General features: G+C 40.6%; 17 protein-coding genes. 7 read left to right on the top strand and 10 right to left on the bottom strand.

Going from position 1 to position 16,228, the window contains the following annotated elements:
- Nucleotides 1–154: 154 nt before the first annotated feature.
- The 5 genes from MKZ02_RS18235 to MKZ02_RS18215 all read right to left on the bottom strand — a co-directional run bounded on the left by MKZ02_RS18235 (nt 155) and on the right by MKZ02_RS18215 (nt 2,424).
- Nucleotides 155–700 carry a hypothetical protein gene (locus MKZ02_RS18235; protein WP_340855047.1) on the bottom strand — a complete coding sequence of 182 codons (546 nt, stop codon included), beginning with the start codon at nt 698–700 and terminating at the stop codon, nt 155–157.
- Between the two features lie 62 nt (nt 701–762).
- Nucleotides 763–1,200: an Hsp20/alpha crystallin family protein gene (locus tag MKZ02_RS18230; protein ID WP_340855044.1), complete on the bottom strand. Its 438-nt coding sequence runs from the start codon at nt 1,198–1,200 to the stop codon at nt 763–765.
- A 55-nt stretch (nt 1,201–1,255) separates the two neighbouring features.
- Nucleotides 1,256–1,741, bottom strand: coding sequence for an Hsp20/alpha crystallin family protein (locus MKZ02_RS18225; RefSeq protein WP_340855042.1), 486 nt, complete (start codon nt 1,739–1,741; stop codon nt 1,256–1,258).
- A 21-nt stretch (nt 1,742–1,762) separates the two neighbouring features.
- Entirely contained in the window at nt 1,763–2,005 is a 243-nt protein-coding gene (locus tag MKZ02_RS18220; protein WP_340855038.1) for a spore germination protein, read from the bottom strand.
- Nucleotides 2,006–2,181: 176 nt separating this feature from the next.
- Nucleotides 2,182–2,424 (bottom strand): spore germination protein, encoded by a 243-nt coding sequence (locus MKZ02_RS18215; protein ID WP_340855036.1) that lies wholly within the window; start codon nt 2,422–2,424, stop codon nt 2,182–2,184.
- Nucleotides 2,425–3,442: 1,018 nt separating this feature from the next.
- Here MKZ02_RS18215 and MKZ02_RS18210 point away from each other — a divergent pair.
- The 4 genes from MKZ02_RS18210 to megL all read left to right on the top strand — a co-directional run bounded on the left by MKZ02_RS18210 (nt 3,443) and on the right by megL (nt 7,744).
- Entirely contained in the window at nt 3,443–4,237 is a 795-nt protein-coding gene (locus MKZ02_RS18210; RefSeq protein WP_259455723.1) for an NUDIX hydrolase, read from the top strand.
- 30 nt (nt 4,238–4,267) lie between these two features.
- The gene (locus tag MKZ02_RS18205; protein ID WP_340855032.1) at nt 4,268–4,813 is read left to right on the top strand and encodes a cysteine hydrolase family protein; all 546 of its coding nucleotides are present in this window, start codon (nt 4,268–4,270) and stop codon (nt 4,811–4,813) included.
- 21 nt (nt 4,814–4,834) lie between these two features.
- Nucleotides 4,835–6,310 (top strand): nicotinate phosphoribosyltransferase, encoded by a 1,476-nt coding sequence (locus tag MKZ02_RS18200; RefSeq protein ID WP_340855029.1) that lies wholly within the window; start codon nt 4,835–4,837, stop codon nt 6,308–6,310.
- Nucleotides 6,311–6,529: 219 nt separating this feature from the next.
- Nucleotides 6,530–7,744, top strand: a complete 1,215-nt coding sequence (gene megL / locus MKZ02_RS18195) for a methionine gamma-lyase (RefSeq protein ID WP_120036812.1) — start codon at nt 6,530–6,532, stop codon at nt 7,742–7,744.
- Between the two features lie 131 nt (nt 7,745–7,875).
- Here the strand turns inward: megL and MKZ02_RS18190 are convergent, their stop codons facing one another.
- On the bottom strand, nt 7,876–8,013 hold the full coding sequence (locus MKZ02_RS18190; RefSeq protein WP_120036814.1) for a zinc ribbon-containing protein: 138 nt from the start codon (nt 8,011–8,013) through the stop codon (nt 7,876–7,878).
- 91 nt (nt 8,014–8,104) lie between these two features.
- Nucleotides 8,105–9,664: a sensor domain-containing diguanylate cyclase gene (locus MKZ02_RS18185; RefSeq protein ID WP_340855024.1), complete on the bottom strand. Its 1,560-nt coding sequence runs from the start codon at nt 9,662–9,664 to the stop codon at nt 8,105–8,107.
- A 193-nt stretch (nt 9,665–9,857) separates the two neighbouring features.
- On the opposite strand from MKZ02_RS18185, the gene MKZ02_RS18180 reads away from it, so the two are divergent.
- From MKZ02_RS18180 to MKZ02_RS18170, 3 genes are all read left to right on the top strand, one after another.
- A complete protein-coding gene (locus MKZ02_RS18180) occupies nt 9,858–10,607 on the top strand; it encodes a DsbA family oxidoreductase (RefSeq protein WP_120036818.1) in 750 nt (249 codons plus the stop codon).
- A gap of 220 nt (nt 10,608–10,827) precedes the next feature.
- Nucleotides 10,828–11,031: a hypothetical protein gene (locus tag MKZ02_RS18175; protein ID WP_142927243.1), complete on the top strand. Its 204-nt coding sequence runs from the start codon at nt 10,828–10,830 to the stop codon at nt 11,029–11,031.
- A gap of 174 nt (nt 11,032–11,205) precedes the next feature.
- A complete protein-coding gene (locus tag MKZ02_RS18170) occupies nt 11,206–12,381 on the top strand; it encodes a saccharopine dehydrogenase family protein (protein WP_340855017.1) in 1,176 nt (391 codons plus the stop codon).
- 62 nt (nt 12,382–12,443) lie between these two features.
- Here MKZ02_RS18170 and MKZ02_RS18165 read toward each other — a convergent pair whose 3' ends face one another.
- The 3 genes from MKZ02_RS18165 to MKZ02_RS18155 are packed head-to-tail and all read right to left on the bottom strand — an operon-like array spanning nt 12,444 to nt 16,214.
- Nucleotides 12,444–13,610 (bottom strand): Ger(x)C family spore germination protein, encoded by a 1,167-nt coding sequence (locus tag MKZ02_RS18165; protein ID WP_340855013.1) that lies wholly within the window; start codon nt 13,608–13,610, stop codon nt 12,444–12,446.
- Complete coding sequence (locus MKZ02_RS18160) at nt 13,607–15,124, bottom strand: spore germination protein (RefSeq protein WP_340855011.1); 1,518 nt, start codon at nt 15,122–15,124, stop codon at nt 13,607–13,609. Before MKZ02_RS18160 ends, MKZ02_RS18165 begins: the two co-directional genes overlap by 4 nt.
- Nucleotides 15,090–16,214 carry a GerAB/ArcD/ProY family transporter gene (locus MKZ02_RS18155; protein ID WP_340855009.1) on the bottom strand — a complete coding sequence of 375 codons (1,125 nt, stop codon included), beginning with the start codon at nt 16,212–16,214 and terminating at the stop codon, nt 15,090–15,092. The genes MKZ02_RS18160 and MKZ02_RS18155 overlap by 35 nt, the downstream gene beginning before the upstream one ends.
- Nucleotides 16,215–16,228: the final 14 nt, after the last annotated feature.

The raw sequence follows: 16,228 nt of genomic DNA, 5'->3' as shown, positions 1-16,228 counted from the left end.
CCTAATCGGCAATTAAAGTGTACTCTCGTCCTCATTAAATTACCCTTTTTCATGTAAATAAAACAGTATTTTTCCTAAAGCCAATTGACGAGACTGTTCTTTAGGTAGAGGGACAATTTTTTTGTTTGCCTAATAGCTTAGCAAAGCGGTCAAGTTATCCCTCAGACCGGTCCTCCTCTTTCGTTGTTTTCGCCTGTTCGCTATCTTCAGCATTTTTTTCAGTCTCGAAATGAGGAGGATAAACAGCGCCAATATGTAGCTTTCCATTTAACTCTCTAATGCCTAACTGACCTAAGTTGTTTGTTTGTTCATACTTATCCAAAAAAACTCGATCAATAGAAAATTCCTGAAAAACAATAGGCTGTACAGCGGACATTGATGAATAATATTTTTGAAAGAGGGATAATTGATCTTCCAACGCCTGTATTTTACTTTGCAGGTGGGGGATTGTTATGTTTTCTAGTTCAACCAATCGCTGTTGTGTCTGTTTTAGCTGCTCGGTTAATAAAAGGTTATTCTCCAACTGTTTCTCTTTCACCTTTGCAGCAATAAGCTTTTCCCAGCTATTAGGTAGAGAGTGGGATATGATAATAGGGTCGTTTGTGCGCTGTTTGATTTTTTGCACTTGGCTTGTGACATGTTGTATTTTCTGATCAAGTTTTTGGATCATATTTAAGAGTTCATCAGATATATTTGTCACATAAAATCCCCACGCTTTTTTTGTAGTAAATTATCTCATAAAGGAGCAATTGTTAAAAAGAGCTATTCGATAAAAATTCTTTCTTGTTTGATCCGGGTACGAAAGTAGCTTAAAAACAGCAGGCCGTTGTGAAATCTGGCAGAAATATTTTTGCCTTCAACTGGTTCGGGGAGCTGAAGGGTTCTCTTAAACTCACCCTGGTAACGTTCGGTTATAGCCGGCTTCATATCAAAGGCAGGGGAGGAGGTTCCTTCAATGGTTAAAGTGTTCCCTGAAACGAGCAGACGTACTTCTTCTTGTGTGAAGCCCGGCAGTTCAATGACTAATATGACCCTCGATTCATCAATAAACATATCGACAGGCGGAAATTTTTGCGTAGGGTCAACAGGTTCTCTACTCATTATATCTGCCTTAGAGGGATCCAAGACAGAATTCCAAAACTCTCCGGTTTGATAATTCTGGGCAAACTCCATCCATTGTTTAAATTTTTCAAAGTCCAAAGTATCCTTCCTCCTTGTTTCTTATTGAGGAATAGTAAATGATCAGTAGGATTGGTCAATCCAAATGACGGACATCTATCTCTGTATATTGAAAGTCAACTTCTTTAGGAAGCATAATTTGTAAAATCCCGTCTTTGTAATTAGCGGCTGCACCTTTTTTCTTTACGATAGCTGGGAGGATAATTACTTTTTTGTTATGGGGTGCAGGCAAGCCCTCCAGAATTGTCTGATTAGATGTATGGAAAATTTTTAAATGATCAAAAATAGAAGGATCAGGAATAGAGATCTTCACATAGACCGCCTCATGAGTTTCAAAAACAGCCTCCCGAAGTGAAGGTGCTTCTGCACTTGAAGAAGAGCGATACGAATAGTTATCCTCATCTTTTCTAAAGTCCTGCATTTTTTCATTCGTTTGCCATGATGACGGTAAAGAAGATGATAAAACGTTTTGCACATACTTTTCAACGTCTTTCTCATTTAAATGATTGAGCCATTTTTGCCATTCATTCATTGCAGGAAAGGGGGATTGAAAAGGAAACATAACAGCGCTCCTTTCTTTTGGTTAAAACTGATTAGCCACTGGCATAGATGGATTAGCAATTTGGTCTTGATCGCTTAGGTCGCTATCGAGCACTCCATTGCCCATACAGGAAGAAGAAGGTGAAAAATCACCTAGTGAAATATTACCGCCAACAAATTTAGTATTCGCTGTGTGGCTGTTATGAACAGTACCGCCGACATCAATGTTTCCGTTCTGTGTCACTCCGTTTGTTTTAATGTTAAAAATATTGATTACAAAGGGCATCAATTTTCCTCCTTTGTGAGTCTACTAATCACTATATGAGAAGGGAATAAAAGAGGAACAGAAAAGAAAATACAGAATACTTACACCGAAATATGACAAACACTCCCTTTTTGTTGCTACTCGTTCTCTTATTCTCGACAGACTTCGCACTTCGAAAAATCAATAAACCAAATCTATTACATTTGAGAGGAATTGACGTTAGCTGGGTTTGCGATATCTCCCATATCGTTTACATCGGGATCGATAAACACATTTTCCATAGTGGATTCTGTAGGAGAAATATCACCAAAGGATGCATTGGATCCTTGGGATTTTGTATTGGCTGTGTGGGCGTTATGAAGAGCATCTCCAATATTGATTGATCCGTTGTTGGAAACGTTATTAATTTTTAAGCTGTAAATATTAATAATAGAGGGCATAACAACTCCTCCTATTTTTAAATTTTACTTATCTTATGCATCAGCAAGACAGAGTATGATAAACAGCCGCCTCATAAAGAAGGCCAAGCAGGAAAAATAGACGATAGAATAAAGCAATTGTTCGCTCGACCTGACAGCTTTAACAAAACGAAAAAAGCACACTCCATTCGGAGCATGCTTTTCTCGTCCCTGTGACAGGGAGTTGCACGCGGAAAATTTTATCCGTTGAACAGTCTTTAAAATTTGTTCATCCCGACGAGAAGACTCATCGCCAGATCAACTTACATTTACCGATGCAGTTTGTTCATCCGGTGAAGGTATTTGTAAACAATCGTTTACTATTCTCTTCGGTGGATTCCCATTAACCTGCATTCCACTTGCACTTTTGCAAAAAACTACACTTACTGATTGAACGCTTACCGGTGGAACCTAAATATATCGGTTCCTGACGAGTGTGCCTTTCGTCAGCAAAGCAAATTTTCCGCCAAGGCTGTGCAATTCATCCTGTGAAGTCGCTTGTAAACGCATGTTTACCAGTCCCTTCTTTCGGTAGTTCCGCCTTGTGGTTTTTATTTACCCGTCCTGTTTCTTAATAAACCTATTTTTTTGAAAAATAAATTTTTTGCGGATTTTAGTCATTTTTTGAGGAACGAATTTTGTTTTATTTTTACTGAAAAACGGTAATTATAGAATAAGAGGAGCAAACAGCCATCACATGAATAATGGATTATAAAATATTTCAACATCATATAAAGGTGGGATTCAACATGAAAATCAAAGTAAAAAGTTGGAGAATGTTAACCGCTCAAGATAAGATGTCAATATTAAAAGCTATTAGCCAACGGCCAAGGGTTAAAAAAGGAGCATAAATTACAGGCAGTATCAGGGGCATAAGAGCCTCATTTTTTTTGTCTTTTTATAAGAAATGTTGTATTAGCTGCGTATTTCGTGTATATTTTGATTAACGATTGGTTAATCATTAATAAATTGAAAGTAATTATTGAGGTGAAAAAAGAAAGTGGACAAATTTATCTCCCACAGAGAGGCGCTAAAGGAGTATGATAGTAGACAGTATCGTACTCCAGATGGTTATACGAGCGATATTGTTATTTTTACGATTAAACAAGATGAGAAAGCAGAATTTTCCGGTTCCCTTCATCTTCTCCTTATTAAGAGAGCTTTGCAAAATAGTGAAGGACGGCCTAATATTGAAGGCGGAAAGTGGGCGCTGCCTGGAGGCTTCGTAGCGCCGAATGAAACAGCCCTTGACGCAGCGATGCGAGAACTGGAAGAAGAAACAGGTCTGAACGGCATCTATTTGAAACATTATGCCGTGTATGACAAGGAAGGTCGTGATCCGAGGGGTTGGATGATTTCTAATGCTTATTATGCTGCCGTTCCGGAATATTTGTTAGAGGGGAGAAAAGCCGGTGATGATGCGATGGACGTCCAGTTATTTAATGTCCAAGAAGCGCTTAATTTACCGCTTGCTTTTGACCATAAACTCATTATTAAAGACGCCTTGGAGAAAATTCAATTAGAGATGTTGCAAACGACATTGGCGAAAGAATTTCTTCCAGCGGAATTTACCTTATCTGAGCTTCGGCACATCATTCTATGTGTATCGGGAGATCTCGTCGAAGAAGTAGTTAAATCAGAACCATTTTTTTGGCGAAAAGCACCCAAGTTTCCATTTATCGAGAAAGTGCTGAACGAAGATGGCAGTCCAAAAACGACACAGAGAAATTCTAAATTTAAAACTACACTTTATCGTTTTAATGAATATAATCCAATTAAGAGCATTTATAAGTGAAAAACATCACATAAGGAGGAATGAGGAAGGATGGGCAAAAAAGCACTAATCAATGTGGATTATACGATTGATTTTGTGAACGGAGCACTGCCAGTTGGCCAGCCGGGGATGGATATTGAAGAGGCAATTGTCTCGCTGACAGAACAATTTTTGGCAAATGAAGATTTTGTTGTGCTGGCAATTGATGTACATAAAAAGGATGACCCCTATCATCCAGAAACGAAACTGTTTCCGCCCCACAACATCGAAGGAACAGAAGGGCGAGAGCTATATGGACGACTGGAAGCTGTCTATCAGGAAAATAAGAATACGGAACAGCTTTATTATATGGACAAAACCCGCTATTCGGCTTTTGCAGGAACCGACTTGGATATTAAACTCCGGGAACGAGGAATTACTGAGATTCACTTAGTAGGTGTATGTACAGATATTTGTGTGTTGCATACAGCAGTTGATGCCTACAATAAAGGTTATTCTATTGTTGTTCACCAAAATGCAGTTGCAAGCTTCAATCAGACGGGCCACGAATGGGCATTGCGTCATTTTCAAGATTGTTTAGCGGCAAAAGTGATTTAATTGTGGAGGGAACGAGCAGACATGAACAAACATTTTGAAGATGACAGCATGGCCTTGCATACAGATTTGTATCAAATTAATATGGTAGAAACCTATTGGCATGATGGCATTCACAATAAAAAAGCCGTGTTTGAATTATACTTTAGAAAGCTTCCTTTTGGTAATGGATATGCCATTTTTGCAGGTTTGGAAAGAATTATAGAGTATTTGAAGAACTTTAGCTTTTCGGAAAGTGACATTGCCTACTTGCGGGATGAGTTGGGGTATGCAGAAGACTTTCTTGCCTACTTAAAAGAAATGACTTTTACGGGCACATTAAAAGCGATGCGTGAAGGAGAGATGGTTTTTGGCAACGAGCCGATCTTAAGATTGGAAGCTCCACTCGCAGAAGCGCAAATTATCGAAACGGCTTTATTGAATATTGTTAACTATCAAACGTTAATCGCCACGAAAGCTTCCCGTATTAAACAAGTGGTTGGCGAGGAATTAGCGATGGAATTTGGAAGCCGGAGAGCTCATGAACTAGACGCTGCTATTTGGGGAACGAGAGCGGCTTACATTGGTGGATTCGACGGAACTAGTAACGTAAGAGCTGGCAAGCTATTCGGCATTCCTGTTTCCGGTACGCACGCGCATTCACTCGTTCAGACATATAAAGATGAATATACAGCTTTTCATAAATATGCAGAGCGTCATAAAGACTGTGTTTTTCTAGTTGATACTTATGACACGCTTAGATCAGGGGTTCCGACGGCAATTAAGGTAGCGCAAGAACTGGGGGACCAAATTAATTTTGCCGGCATTCGACTGGATAGCGGGGATTTAGCTTATTTGTCTAAAAAAGCGAGAAAGATGCTGGATGATGCTGGGTTTTACGATACAAAAATTATTGCCTCAAATGATTTAGATGAGTATACGATCATGAATTTAAAAGCACAAGGCGCAAAAATTGACAGCTGGGGAGTCGGTACAAAACTAATTACTGCGTTTGATCAAGCAGCTTTAGGGGCTGTATATAAGCTGGTATCCATCGAAAACGAGGAAGGCGTAATGGAGGACACAATTAAGATTTCAGGCAATCCTGAAAAGGTAACGACGCCTGGCTTAAAACGCCTGTATCGAATTATCAATAAGCAAAACGGCAAGTCAGAAGGCGATTATTTAGCTATGGAGTATGAAAATCCATCAGAGGAAGACCATTTAAAAATGTTTCATCCGGTGCATACATTTATCAGTAAATTTGTTACTAATTTTGAAGCTCGGGAACTACATGAATGCATTTTTCAAAAGGGCCAATTAGTTTACGTTCAGCCGGATGTCCAAGAAATACGGGAGTTCGCCAGAGAAAATCTCCAATTGTTATGGAAAGAGCATAAACGATCCCTTAACCCTGAAGAATATCCTGTCGATTTAAGCCAAGCTTGTTGGGATAATAAAATGAAAAATATTGCTGAAGTACGAGAAAAAGTAAAAGCGATGAATCATAGAACTGTTTAAATAATGACAGGGCCTTGGTAGCCTGTTTAGTGAAGAAATGGAGCAAACGAAGAGTTCCGAAAAATTAGACGCAGCACTTATACAGTGCTGCTTTTTCTGTTAAATTAACTAGTTGTCATTTTTACTAAGTGGAAAACACTGTCAAAATTCTCATTTTATTATAAAATGGAAGAGAAAGAGATGATAGAAACGTATGATTAATTAAGGGAGCGTAATAAGATGGCAGAAAAGTTTAAAAATATGGAAACAGCGATCATCCATGCAGGCTATGATGCGAAAGAACATTTAGGCAGTCTCACTCCCCCTATTTTTCAAACCTCTACTTTTACATTTGACAGCGCCGAACAGGGGGAGCAGCGCTTTGCGGGAGAAGAAGAGGGATTTATTTATTCCAGACTTGGCAATCCCACAGTAAGGGCTTTGGAGGAAAGAATAGCAGAACTTGAAGAAGCGGAAGCAGGGCTTGCCTTTGGTTCGGGAATGGCAGCAGTGTCTGCTGTACTAATGGCTTTGACTAAGAGTGGCGATCACATCTTATGCTCACAGGGCGTTTATGGATGTACATTCGGTTTTCTTGAGTTGATGAAGGAAAAATATCAAATCACTCATGACTTTTGCGGGATGGAAACGGAAGAACAAATGGAGCAGCTGATTCGTGAAGAAACGGCTTGTATTTACGTAGAAACCCCCATTAACCCAACCATGAAATTAATTGACCTAGAGCTCGTTTCAAAGGTTGCCAAAAAGTATGGCATTCCGGTAGTGGTTGATAATACCTTTTCCTCTCCGTATCTGCAGCAGCCTTTACAAGCAGGGTGTGACATTGTTCTGCATAGTGCCACAAAATATATTGGTGGGCATGGAGATGTCATTGCTGGGCTTGCAGCCGGAAAAAAAGAGTTGATCCAAACGATTGCCAGAACGACATTGAAAGACGTAGGAGGAGTGATTTCACCTTTCGATGCCTGGTTGTTATTGCGAGGAATGAAAACGCTTCCGGTTCGCATGGATCGTCACTGTGAGAATGCGGAGTATATTGTCGAACAGTTAAAAGAACATCCTATCGTGAAAAAAGTATTTTATCCAGGTGATCAAGCAGGCGGAGACTATCACATTATGCAAAAACAGATGAGAAAGGGCGGAGGGTTAATTTCCTTTGAAATTAACGGCAGCAAACAACAGGCTCAGCAGTTACTTAATCATCTGTCATTTATTAAAATCGCAGTAAGTCTAGGTGACGCAGAAACATTGATTCAGCATCCAGCAACTATGACACATTCGGGTATCCCGGAACAAACGAGAAGGGAAATGGGGATTTCTGACCAGCTCATCCGCCTGTCTGTTGGTTTGGAAGCGAAGCAAGACATTTGGGAAGATTTACAGAAAGCACTTGACCAGCTCAAAGAAGCAGCAGAAATGGCTCAGTCTTCCTGAATATGACCAGGCTTTAAGAAACGAGGAGAGGTTGAGGACGGGAAGAGAACGGCAGCATAAGAAAAGTAAAAGGACAGCTTGACAAAGATAAAGCCTCACCCGCTAAAAAATAAGGAGTGAGGCTTTACCGATTACACTGCTTCAAATTCGGTGTCATGGCATTCCGGACAAGGAGGAAGGCGGTCTTTATCCTCGTCGAGCGTCAGGACCTGTCCGCATTTTTCGCATTTATACTCACCTTTTCCGGGTGTTTCTCCTGTGTGTGGCATACAAGCACCTCCTAAATAAATCGTTGCTTTGTGTATACCCGGATAATGAAGGATGAAACAATATAGACCAGCGTTGCTTCTTTTGTGACAGTTAACGTTTACCATGTGAAGCGATGACTTTATTTCTTCCGGCTTGCTTGGCTTCATAGAGGCATTGATCAGCTAAATGGATCAGTTCATTAGGGACAACCGCATCGTCCGGAAAGAGGGCTACTCCTGCAGAGAGAGTAAGGGGCTTGCCGGTAGGGCTGTTTGTTTCTGCTAAAGAGCTTCGCAATTTTTCCGCTATGTGCTTAGCTAATTTAAGATCCGCATTTGGCAGAATAATTAAAAACTCTTCTCCTCCATAGCGGCAGCAAATATCTTCTTCGCGAACTGTTCTTTTGATGAAATCGGCAAGAAAGACAAGCGCTTCATCGCCAACCATATGACCGTATACATCATTGACGACTTTAAAATGGTCAATGTCTAAAAGAATAATAGAAAAAGGAGTTTTATTTGCAGCCAATTGGACAAGATGTTCATTCATAGCTCTGCGATTATATAATCCGGTTAACGGATCCGTCGATGACTGCTGTTGGAAGTCACTGACTCTTTCATGAAGAACGTGGAAGCCACTCAATAATGCCTTTTTTAACTGAATCGCTTTATAATACCAAGCGTGAATTTTTTTGATATCTTGTGGTTGGCGGCTGTCCGAACAATTTTCTGCCAGGTAAGCAAGCTGCTGTAAAGGACGAGTTATCTTGATTAGGATCCACCAAATAATAACCAGAGAAATAAGAATAGGCGGTAGAGATGTGAGAAGCATCCGTTGTATCATCTTATTTGAAGGAGATAGAACAGCAGAAGAAGGGCGTTGTGATACCACTCCCCACTCAGCCACAGGGATGGCTGCATAGCCGGCTATCATATCTTTTCCTTGTGTATTAGTCACCCGCTGAGCCCCGCTTTGTCCGTTCATTAATTTTTGAACGACAGGGTTTTTAGAGACCATGTCGTTGATCCGGTCCGGAGATTGGTGATAAATAACCCGGCCATCGCCGTCCACCACGTAAACATAGGAGCCATCATGATAAAAGTGTTCACCAAGCAATTGATTGAGAATGCTTCTTTCTTTTAAATAAATTGTCCCGCCCACGAAACCAAGATACTCTTCACTTTCACTAAAAATAGGATAAGAAATCATAATAATTAAACGCCCGGTAATTGAGATAAATGGCTTGGAAATGAGTGGTTTCTTTTCTTTTAGCGCCTGCACAGCGCCCGATGCGCTGAATAATTTGTCTTTCAGGTTAAGGTGTTCTGGCGAGACAGCTAAAATCTTACCGGTTTGATCCACTACGGCAACAGAATTGAACATATCTGACTGGCTTTTCAGACGATTGACTTCATTTAAAAGGGCTTCCTCATTTCCCTTCATGGAAGGGGCAACCGTTTGAGCACTATTCTGTAAAACTTGCAAGGTGGATTTTAAATAATCCTCTGTTGTTCGCGCCAGCTTTTCAGCGTACACGCGATTAGTTTCCAAAGCATTCTTCACGAGCGTTTCTCTTTCGAGACGATAACCTGAATACAGACTGACAGAAAGAGTAAACAATACAGAGGCAAGAGTAACAAATAAAATTAAATGTTTGAAAGATACTTTCATAAAAATAGTTCCTTCTTTTTATAGTAAAATGCCTTGTTTTTGATGTCTAAAATAACTATAATAATGGATTACTTTTACCTTGCCAAGAGGAACTTTCTTAAAATGGGAAAATAGTCAAACAACCCCACTTTTTGTTACGAACTCTGTCGGTTATGATAAAGAAGTGAAAATTTAAAAAAAGAGGAGTAAAAAGATGGAGATTGTTATATGGTCAGATTTTGTTTGTCCATTTTGTTATATCGGTAAGCGTCGCTTGGAAGAAGCATTAGATAAGTTTCCATACAGGGAACGGGTAAACGTCCGGTTTAAAAGTTATGAGCTTACCCCCCATGCACCGAAAGAACCTTCCAAAGTCATTCATGAAATACTTGCTGAAAAATATGGAATGAGTATTGAGCAGGCAAAGGCGGCTAATGTTAGTATTGGTGAACAAGCAAAAGCAGCCGGTTTGCTATTTAATTTTGAAAATATGAAGCCGGTGAATACGCTGGATGCCCATCGCCTAGCTAAATTTGCTGCAGAAAGAGGCAAGGGAGCAGAGATAACAGAGAGACTATTGAAGGCTTATTTTACTGATTCATTGCCTATAAGTGATGGCAATGTATTAGCGGAAATTGCCAGTGAAGTGGGGTTGAACCGAGAAGAAGTGACTTTGTTCCTGAAGGGAAATTGTTTAACCGAGGAAGTAAGAGCTGATGAAGAAGAAGCACGCACACTTGGTGTGCAGGGTGTCCCATTTTTTGTGTTTAATAGCAAATATGCAGTTTCCGGTGCACAGCCGGTTGAAGTGTTTGCATCTGTTTTGCAGAAGGCATGGGAAGAAGAGCTTGAAGAAAAGCTTAGGCCGCAACAATCATCCGAAGTCATTGAAAAGGGAACGGTTTGCACAGAGGAAGGCTGTGAGGTAACAGGGAGTACTAAAAACGCACAGTCAAACAAATGAATGGAATAAAAAGAAGGGATGAAAGAAGAGCATGTGAAACCTTAATGGGTGACATGCTCTTTTTATCAGGCCAATTATGTATATTTACAACATTGTATAAGGATTCAGCATTTTTCAGTAAGATACTAAGAAAGAGTGTGTGCTATAAGCGGATGGGACAGGTGGCATAGCGATAAGTAAAGAGAAGATTTCTTTCCTTCCATCGACATTTGTAATGATCATGGTGGTAATTACGCGATGGGTATGGCTATTAAGTGAGCGGCAAGGATGGCTGACGTACTCGGAGATCACTGTTCGCCAAGAGCTGATACAACTATTCTTTCTTCAACCAGGCGAGCTGCCATCATTGTCAGCGTTGGTTCATATTGTTCTTCGACGAATAGAGAGCACGCTTCTTGGAATTGTGACTACAATGATTGAATGATCCTTATTTGTCTTTATTTTAAGAAAGAGAAAAATAAGAAAAGTAATAGCAGAGGGTCCGGCAGCGAATTCATACAGGGCTGAATAATTGTCTTGTTTATAATGTTCCAGGGCAAGAAATGGATTCTAACTCATATACTGTGGTGTAAAAAGTAAAAATGAGGAGGAACCAAACATGCGCGTCTTAGTATTAGGATCCGGACTAATGGGCAAAGAAGCCGCGAGAGACTTGGTGCATTGTAAAGAGGTGGCCGAAGTTACGCTGGCTGATTACGATATCCAAAAAGCAAAGCAGACATGTGAAATCTTACAATCTTCAAAGTTAACTGAAGCTTTCGTGGATGCCTCTAATAAAAGCCAGCTTATTCATTTAATGAAAAAGCATGATGTTGTTATTAACGCGCTTTTCTATTCGTTTAACGTATCTGTAGCAGAGGCAGCCATTGCAGCCGGTGTGCACTCAGTTGATTTAGGTGGTCACATTGGCCAGGCAACGGAACGGGTGTTGGAAATGTCAGAAGAAGCGAAGACAGCTGGTATTACACTTATTCCTGATCTTGGTGTGGCTCCAGGAATGATTAACATTTTATCAGGATACGGTGTGAGTAAACTTGATAAGACTGAATCGATCAAGCTGTATGTAGGAGGCATTCCGCTGCGGCCGGAACCACCCCTTGAATATAATCACGTATTTTCAATGGAGGGGGTATTTGATCATTATACGGATGCTTCTTTTATCATTAGGAATGGGAAGAAACAAGAAATTCCTTCTTTGTCAGAAGTGGAAACCGTTTATTTTGATAAGTTCGGTCCTTTAGAAGCATTTCATACTGCAGGGGGAACGTCGACGCTTTCCTATTCCTATCCGACCCTTGACTGTCTGGAATATAAAACGATACGTTATCCAGGGCATGCAGAAAAATTCAAATTACTTGTTGATTTGAATTTGACACGTTCAGATTACGCCGTAAATGTGAATGGTACGCAAATCAAACCACGTGATGTGTTATTGAAAGCTCTCGATCCAATTGTGAATTTGAGAGATAAAGAAGATGTGGTATTGTTAAGAGTCGAAACAAAAGGGATAAAAGGAGACCATAAGACCAGCTGTACGTATGAAATGATCACATACAAGGATACTGTTAACAATGTAACCGCCATGGCGAGAGCAACGGCCAATACAATTTCCGTTGTTGCTCAAATGATTGGAAATGGAACGATTAATAAACCGGGTGTCTATCCTCCAGAGCAAATTGTTCCTGGTGGCAAGTACATGGAGGAAATGGCAAAGCGTGGCGTTATCATTAAAGAAATGATCGAAAGACAAGAGTCATCCATACAATCGTCATGAGGAAAGAAGCTGTCATGAAGCCAACTAAATAGTCGGTTTTACGACAGCTTTTTCACTAATCTTTATTTTAAAGTAGGATACTTACGCTGTTTTTCTCCTTCGACAATCTTAACTCCGACATGTATGCTTTCAAGCGATTGTTCTGTTAATGGAATCGAGCCTTGCTGCTGCACTCTCTTCCATGCTTGCACATTTTTTCTGTATAAAACTTCCGATAAGCGCAGTACGTCTGCATCAGCCTCCAGCCCTGTCTTGAAGGTGTTCCTTATCTCCAGTGCCATCACTTTTGCTGCCTCGCGTTCCAGCTCTGCAAGGTTTGCAAGCTGATCTAATTCCCTGAGGTCTCCCTTCGCTTTCACTTTTATTGTGAAGCGAATACCTTCCTTCCTGACAATAGGCTTTATATGCACATCCAAGTGATTAATTAAAATGCTCGTATGCTTATATTTTCCTTTTCTTATTCGTAAGTCTTCTCGATTCAAATCTTTATTGACCCACTTTAGTCCTGCTGATTTTTCCAGTGGCAAAACTTTTTTTAAGGAATTTGCTGTGACGATAGCGGTTCCTTCTAACTGAATAGATTTTCGCTTCCCGCTATCTGTTCGCCAGTTATTTTCGTTTGTGCCGACTAATGGAATGATCGCTTCATGTGGAGGTTCATTTAAAAATATGAGCAGTTCCCTCATATCTACCGGTTTTAATATGGAACGTTGATCGTAGGAGGCGTATGGATCAACCAGCCTGGAAAGAGCCGTAGAGAGCTGCATGACAGGCACTGTGGTTAATAATTTGTCAAGCGGCTCTCTTGTTGCGTACATCCACATCCGATACCGGGTTTCACGATACCTGTCAAATAAGTCCACTGCATGACTTACGGCTTGCGCTCGCAGGGCTTCTTCTGTGAAAATAATGGCGGCTAAATGCCCCCAGAAAACACGGCGCTGGGAAGATTCATACAAATTAAATATCGCTTGATCTATTGTTTTGCCTGATGCCTTTCCAACCTCTACTTTTGTTTCATCACTGCCTGACCCGGACTCTTGTTTAGCGAGTATCCCTAAATTAAGAAGCTGCAGGTAAATGGTATAATAGCCATCTTTATAATCAATCCCTATGGCATGGGCATAAACCATGCGATCAGGCTCATAGGAATCCCAGCATCCTGTTAGCAAAAGAAGGAGCAGGGCCGACAATCCGGTGTACGAAAATCGTCTCATTTTTTTCTTCATCGCCGCCCATCCTTTTTAGTAGCATCGATGGGATCAAGCATGCTTGCTCGCTTATCGTCTTTTTGTGCAGGCAAACGCATCATCGCTTTAAGAATATTCTTCCAGCTTAAGCGGGTCGCGAGCTCTAAATAAGGGACACCAAAGGTGCGAATTCGTGCTGCGTAAATACCAATGAGGAAGATTGCAGCAAAGAAACCGAAAAAACCAAATAGCGCCACGAGAATAATAACGAAAAAGCGAAGAAGCGAGATAACCCCGATAAATGACTGATTAACAAGCGTAGTCATGGCCACAAAGGAACCGGCGATAACGACAAGCATAGAGGGGCTCGTTAAGCCGGCGCGAATGGCTGCATCCCCAATAATTAAGCCGCCAACAACGCTCAGTGTTTGTCCGATGGCAAGCGGCATTCTTAAGCCAGCTTCCCGGAACAGCTCAAATAACAGCATCATTAAAATGGCTTCCAACGCTGTTGGAAAGGGAACGCCGCTTCGAGATTCCACCACTGTTGCCAGCAGGGTTAAAGGAAGTTGGTTTTGATGGAAGGAAGTGAGCGCCACCCAGAAGCCGGGAAGAAAGGTTGCGATTGATATGCCTGCCACTCTTAGTAAGCGTTCAAATGAATTAAAGGCATAGGGATATTCCATATCTTCTGCGCTTTTCAGCAAAAAGAATAAATTGACGGGAGTAATATATGCGTAGGCTACACCATCAATTAAGATGATAAACCGGCCTTGCAATAAGGATTGAACAGCAAAATCTGGTCTTCCAGTATAAGAGTGGCGTGGGAAAAAGGCGTAAGGGTCATCATTCATTAATTCTCCCAGCTGTGTGCCGCTTACTAATGCATCAATGTCGATCTTCTCTATCTGCTGTCTAATTTGTTCCAAAGTCGCCTTATCGGATATATCGTCCATATACAAAACTAAAACTTTTGTCTTTGATCTTCTTCCGACTTCAAACGACTCGCTTGCCAATGAAACCGTTCTTAGCCTCTTTCTGATCAATGCGTGATTGATTGTAATATCCTCAATGAAATTATCCCGCGGACCTTTAATGCTGACTTCTGTATTTGTTTCTTCGGGTTTTCGCTGCGGCCGATCAGCAATATCTATGGAAACAACCAGCTTGTCGGCAGGAAAAACAATGAGAAGCATGCCGGAAAAAATATCCTCTGCCGCTTTTTCTTTTTCCGTTACTATTTGCAGGGAAGGGACATGCAACGAGTGAATGTTCTCTTTTGTTGCCCCGTTATGGACTGCAAAAAATTTTTCTAGCCTTTTTGGGATCGTTGATTTAAGAAGATCAGCATGGACTAATCCGCTGCAATAGACAAGCGTAATGGGATCGTCATTAAAAGCTAATTCTGTAAATTGAACGTCTTTATTTTTTTGGAACAAATCTTTTAAAGAGCTTACCGTAAGCGAAGAGTGTTGAGCTGACGGCGTTCGCTCCTTCTTTTTCTGTTTCACTAATTCTTCAACGTTTTTCAGTCGAATTTTCTTTGTTTTCATTTGTAGACCCCCGTTTTTTACTTCCGAAAAAAATGGCGAGTAAGACGAACAAAACAGTAAACGCGGAGAAAAACCAGAAACTGGCCGGCAAAGCAATAAAAATGAGCCATTTGGAAAAGGTGAAATCAGTTATCGGGATTAGAACCAGCCCTGTCACAGCAAGAGCGATGAATAGGAGCGTTATATTTTTCTTTTTTTCTGATTCTAGAGGAAGAATTTCTTTCATTAAAATAAAAATAAGTGATATTCGGATAAATGAACCGGACATCCATTGATAGATAGATAAAAAATCGACGTGTTCAATAAATGTACCAAGCGACACAAGTCCCCATTCTTCATAGGCTGGAAAGCGCTGTTTAGCCGCCTCGACCGGACCGAATTCTATGATCGCCCCGATGAGTGGCCCGGTCGTAAGCACGGTTAAAATAATGATAATGGCTGCATAGTGACGAAAACGGAGCGGGGCATTTATTTTGTGTTGCAGCAGCAAAAAGATAAAAATTTCAGCAAGCCCTGATGCTTGGAAAATGAGGCTTTTCATTATCGGATCATAGCCATGTTCCAATATCGGCAGCAATAAAGAGTAATTTTTATGTTGAATATTTGCAATGGCGACAAAGAAGCCAAAAATGACAATGAAAAACAATAGAAATATATTGAGGATATTTAATGTTCTTAAATTGGTTGTGGCCATTACCCAGCAAACGAAGCTACATAGCACAATGAGAAAAAAAGCGGGTGTTTCAGGCAAAAACATAATGTTTGCCCATGTAATCGTTTCCCGCGCAGTAACAGCTGCCATTAAAACCAAGTAACCGATAAAGATAATGGCAAGGACTACAGTCGCTTTATTGCCGATTTTTGTTCCTAGCCATTTAAATAAAGGCTGCTTATCCGTTCTTTTTTGTATGTATAAAAAAAGTGGGATCCAAATAAAAGCAAGGACCATTGTAATCACTACAGCAATCCATGCATCGCGGCCTGCTGTTTGAACTAAAGGGGAAATAGCAAATACATGGTTCTTTAAACCGATCGCCGTCATCGCCAGTAAAATAAGTTGAAAAGGAGTAATGGAATCGGCTTTGTACATAGGACCACCTTTAT

This window comes from Pseudobacillus sp. FSL P4-0506 (assembly GCF_038003025.1).
In the GTDB taxonomy this organism is placed as follows: Bacteria; Bacillota; Bacilli; order Bacillales; family Domibacillaceae; genus Pseudobacillus.
This window is presented reverse-complemented; position numbering and strand designations above follow the sequence as displayed.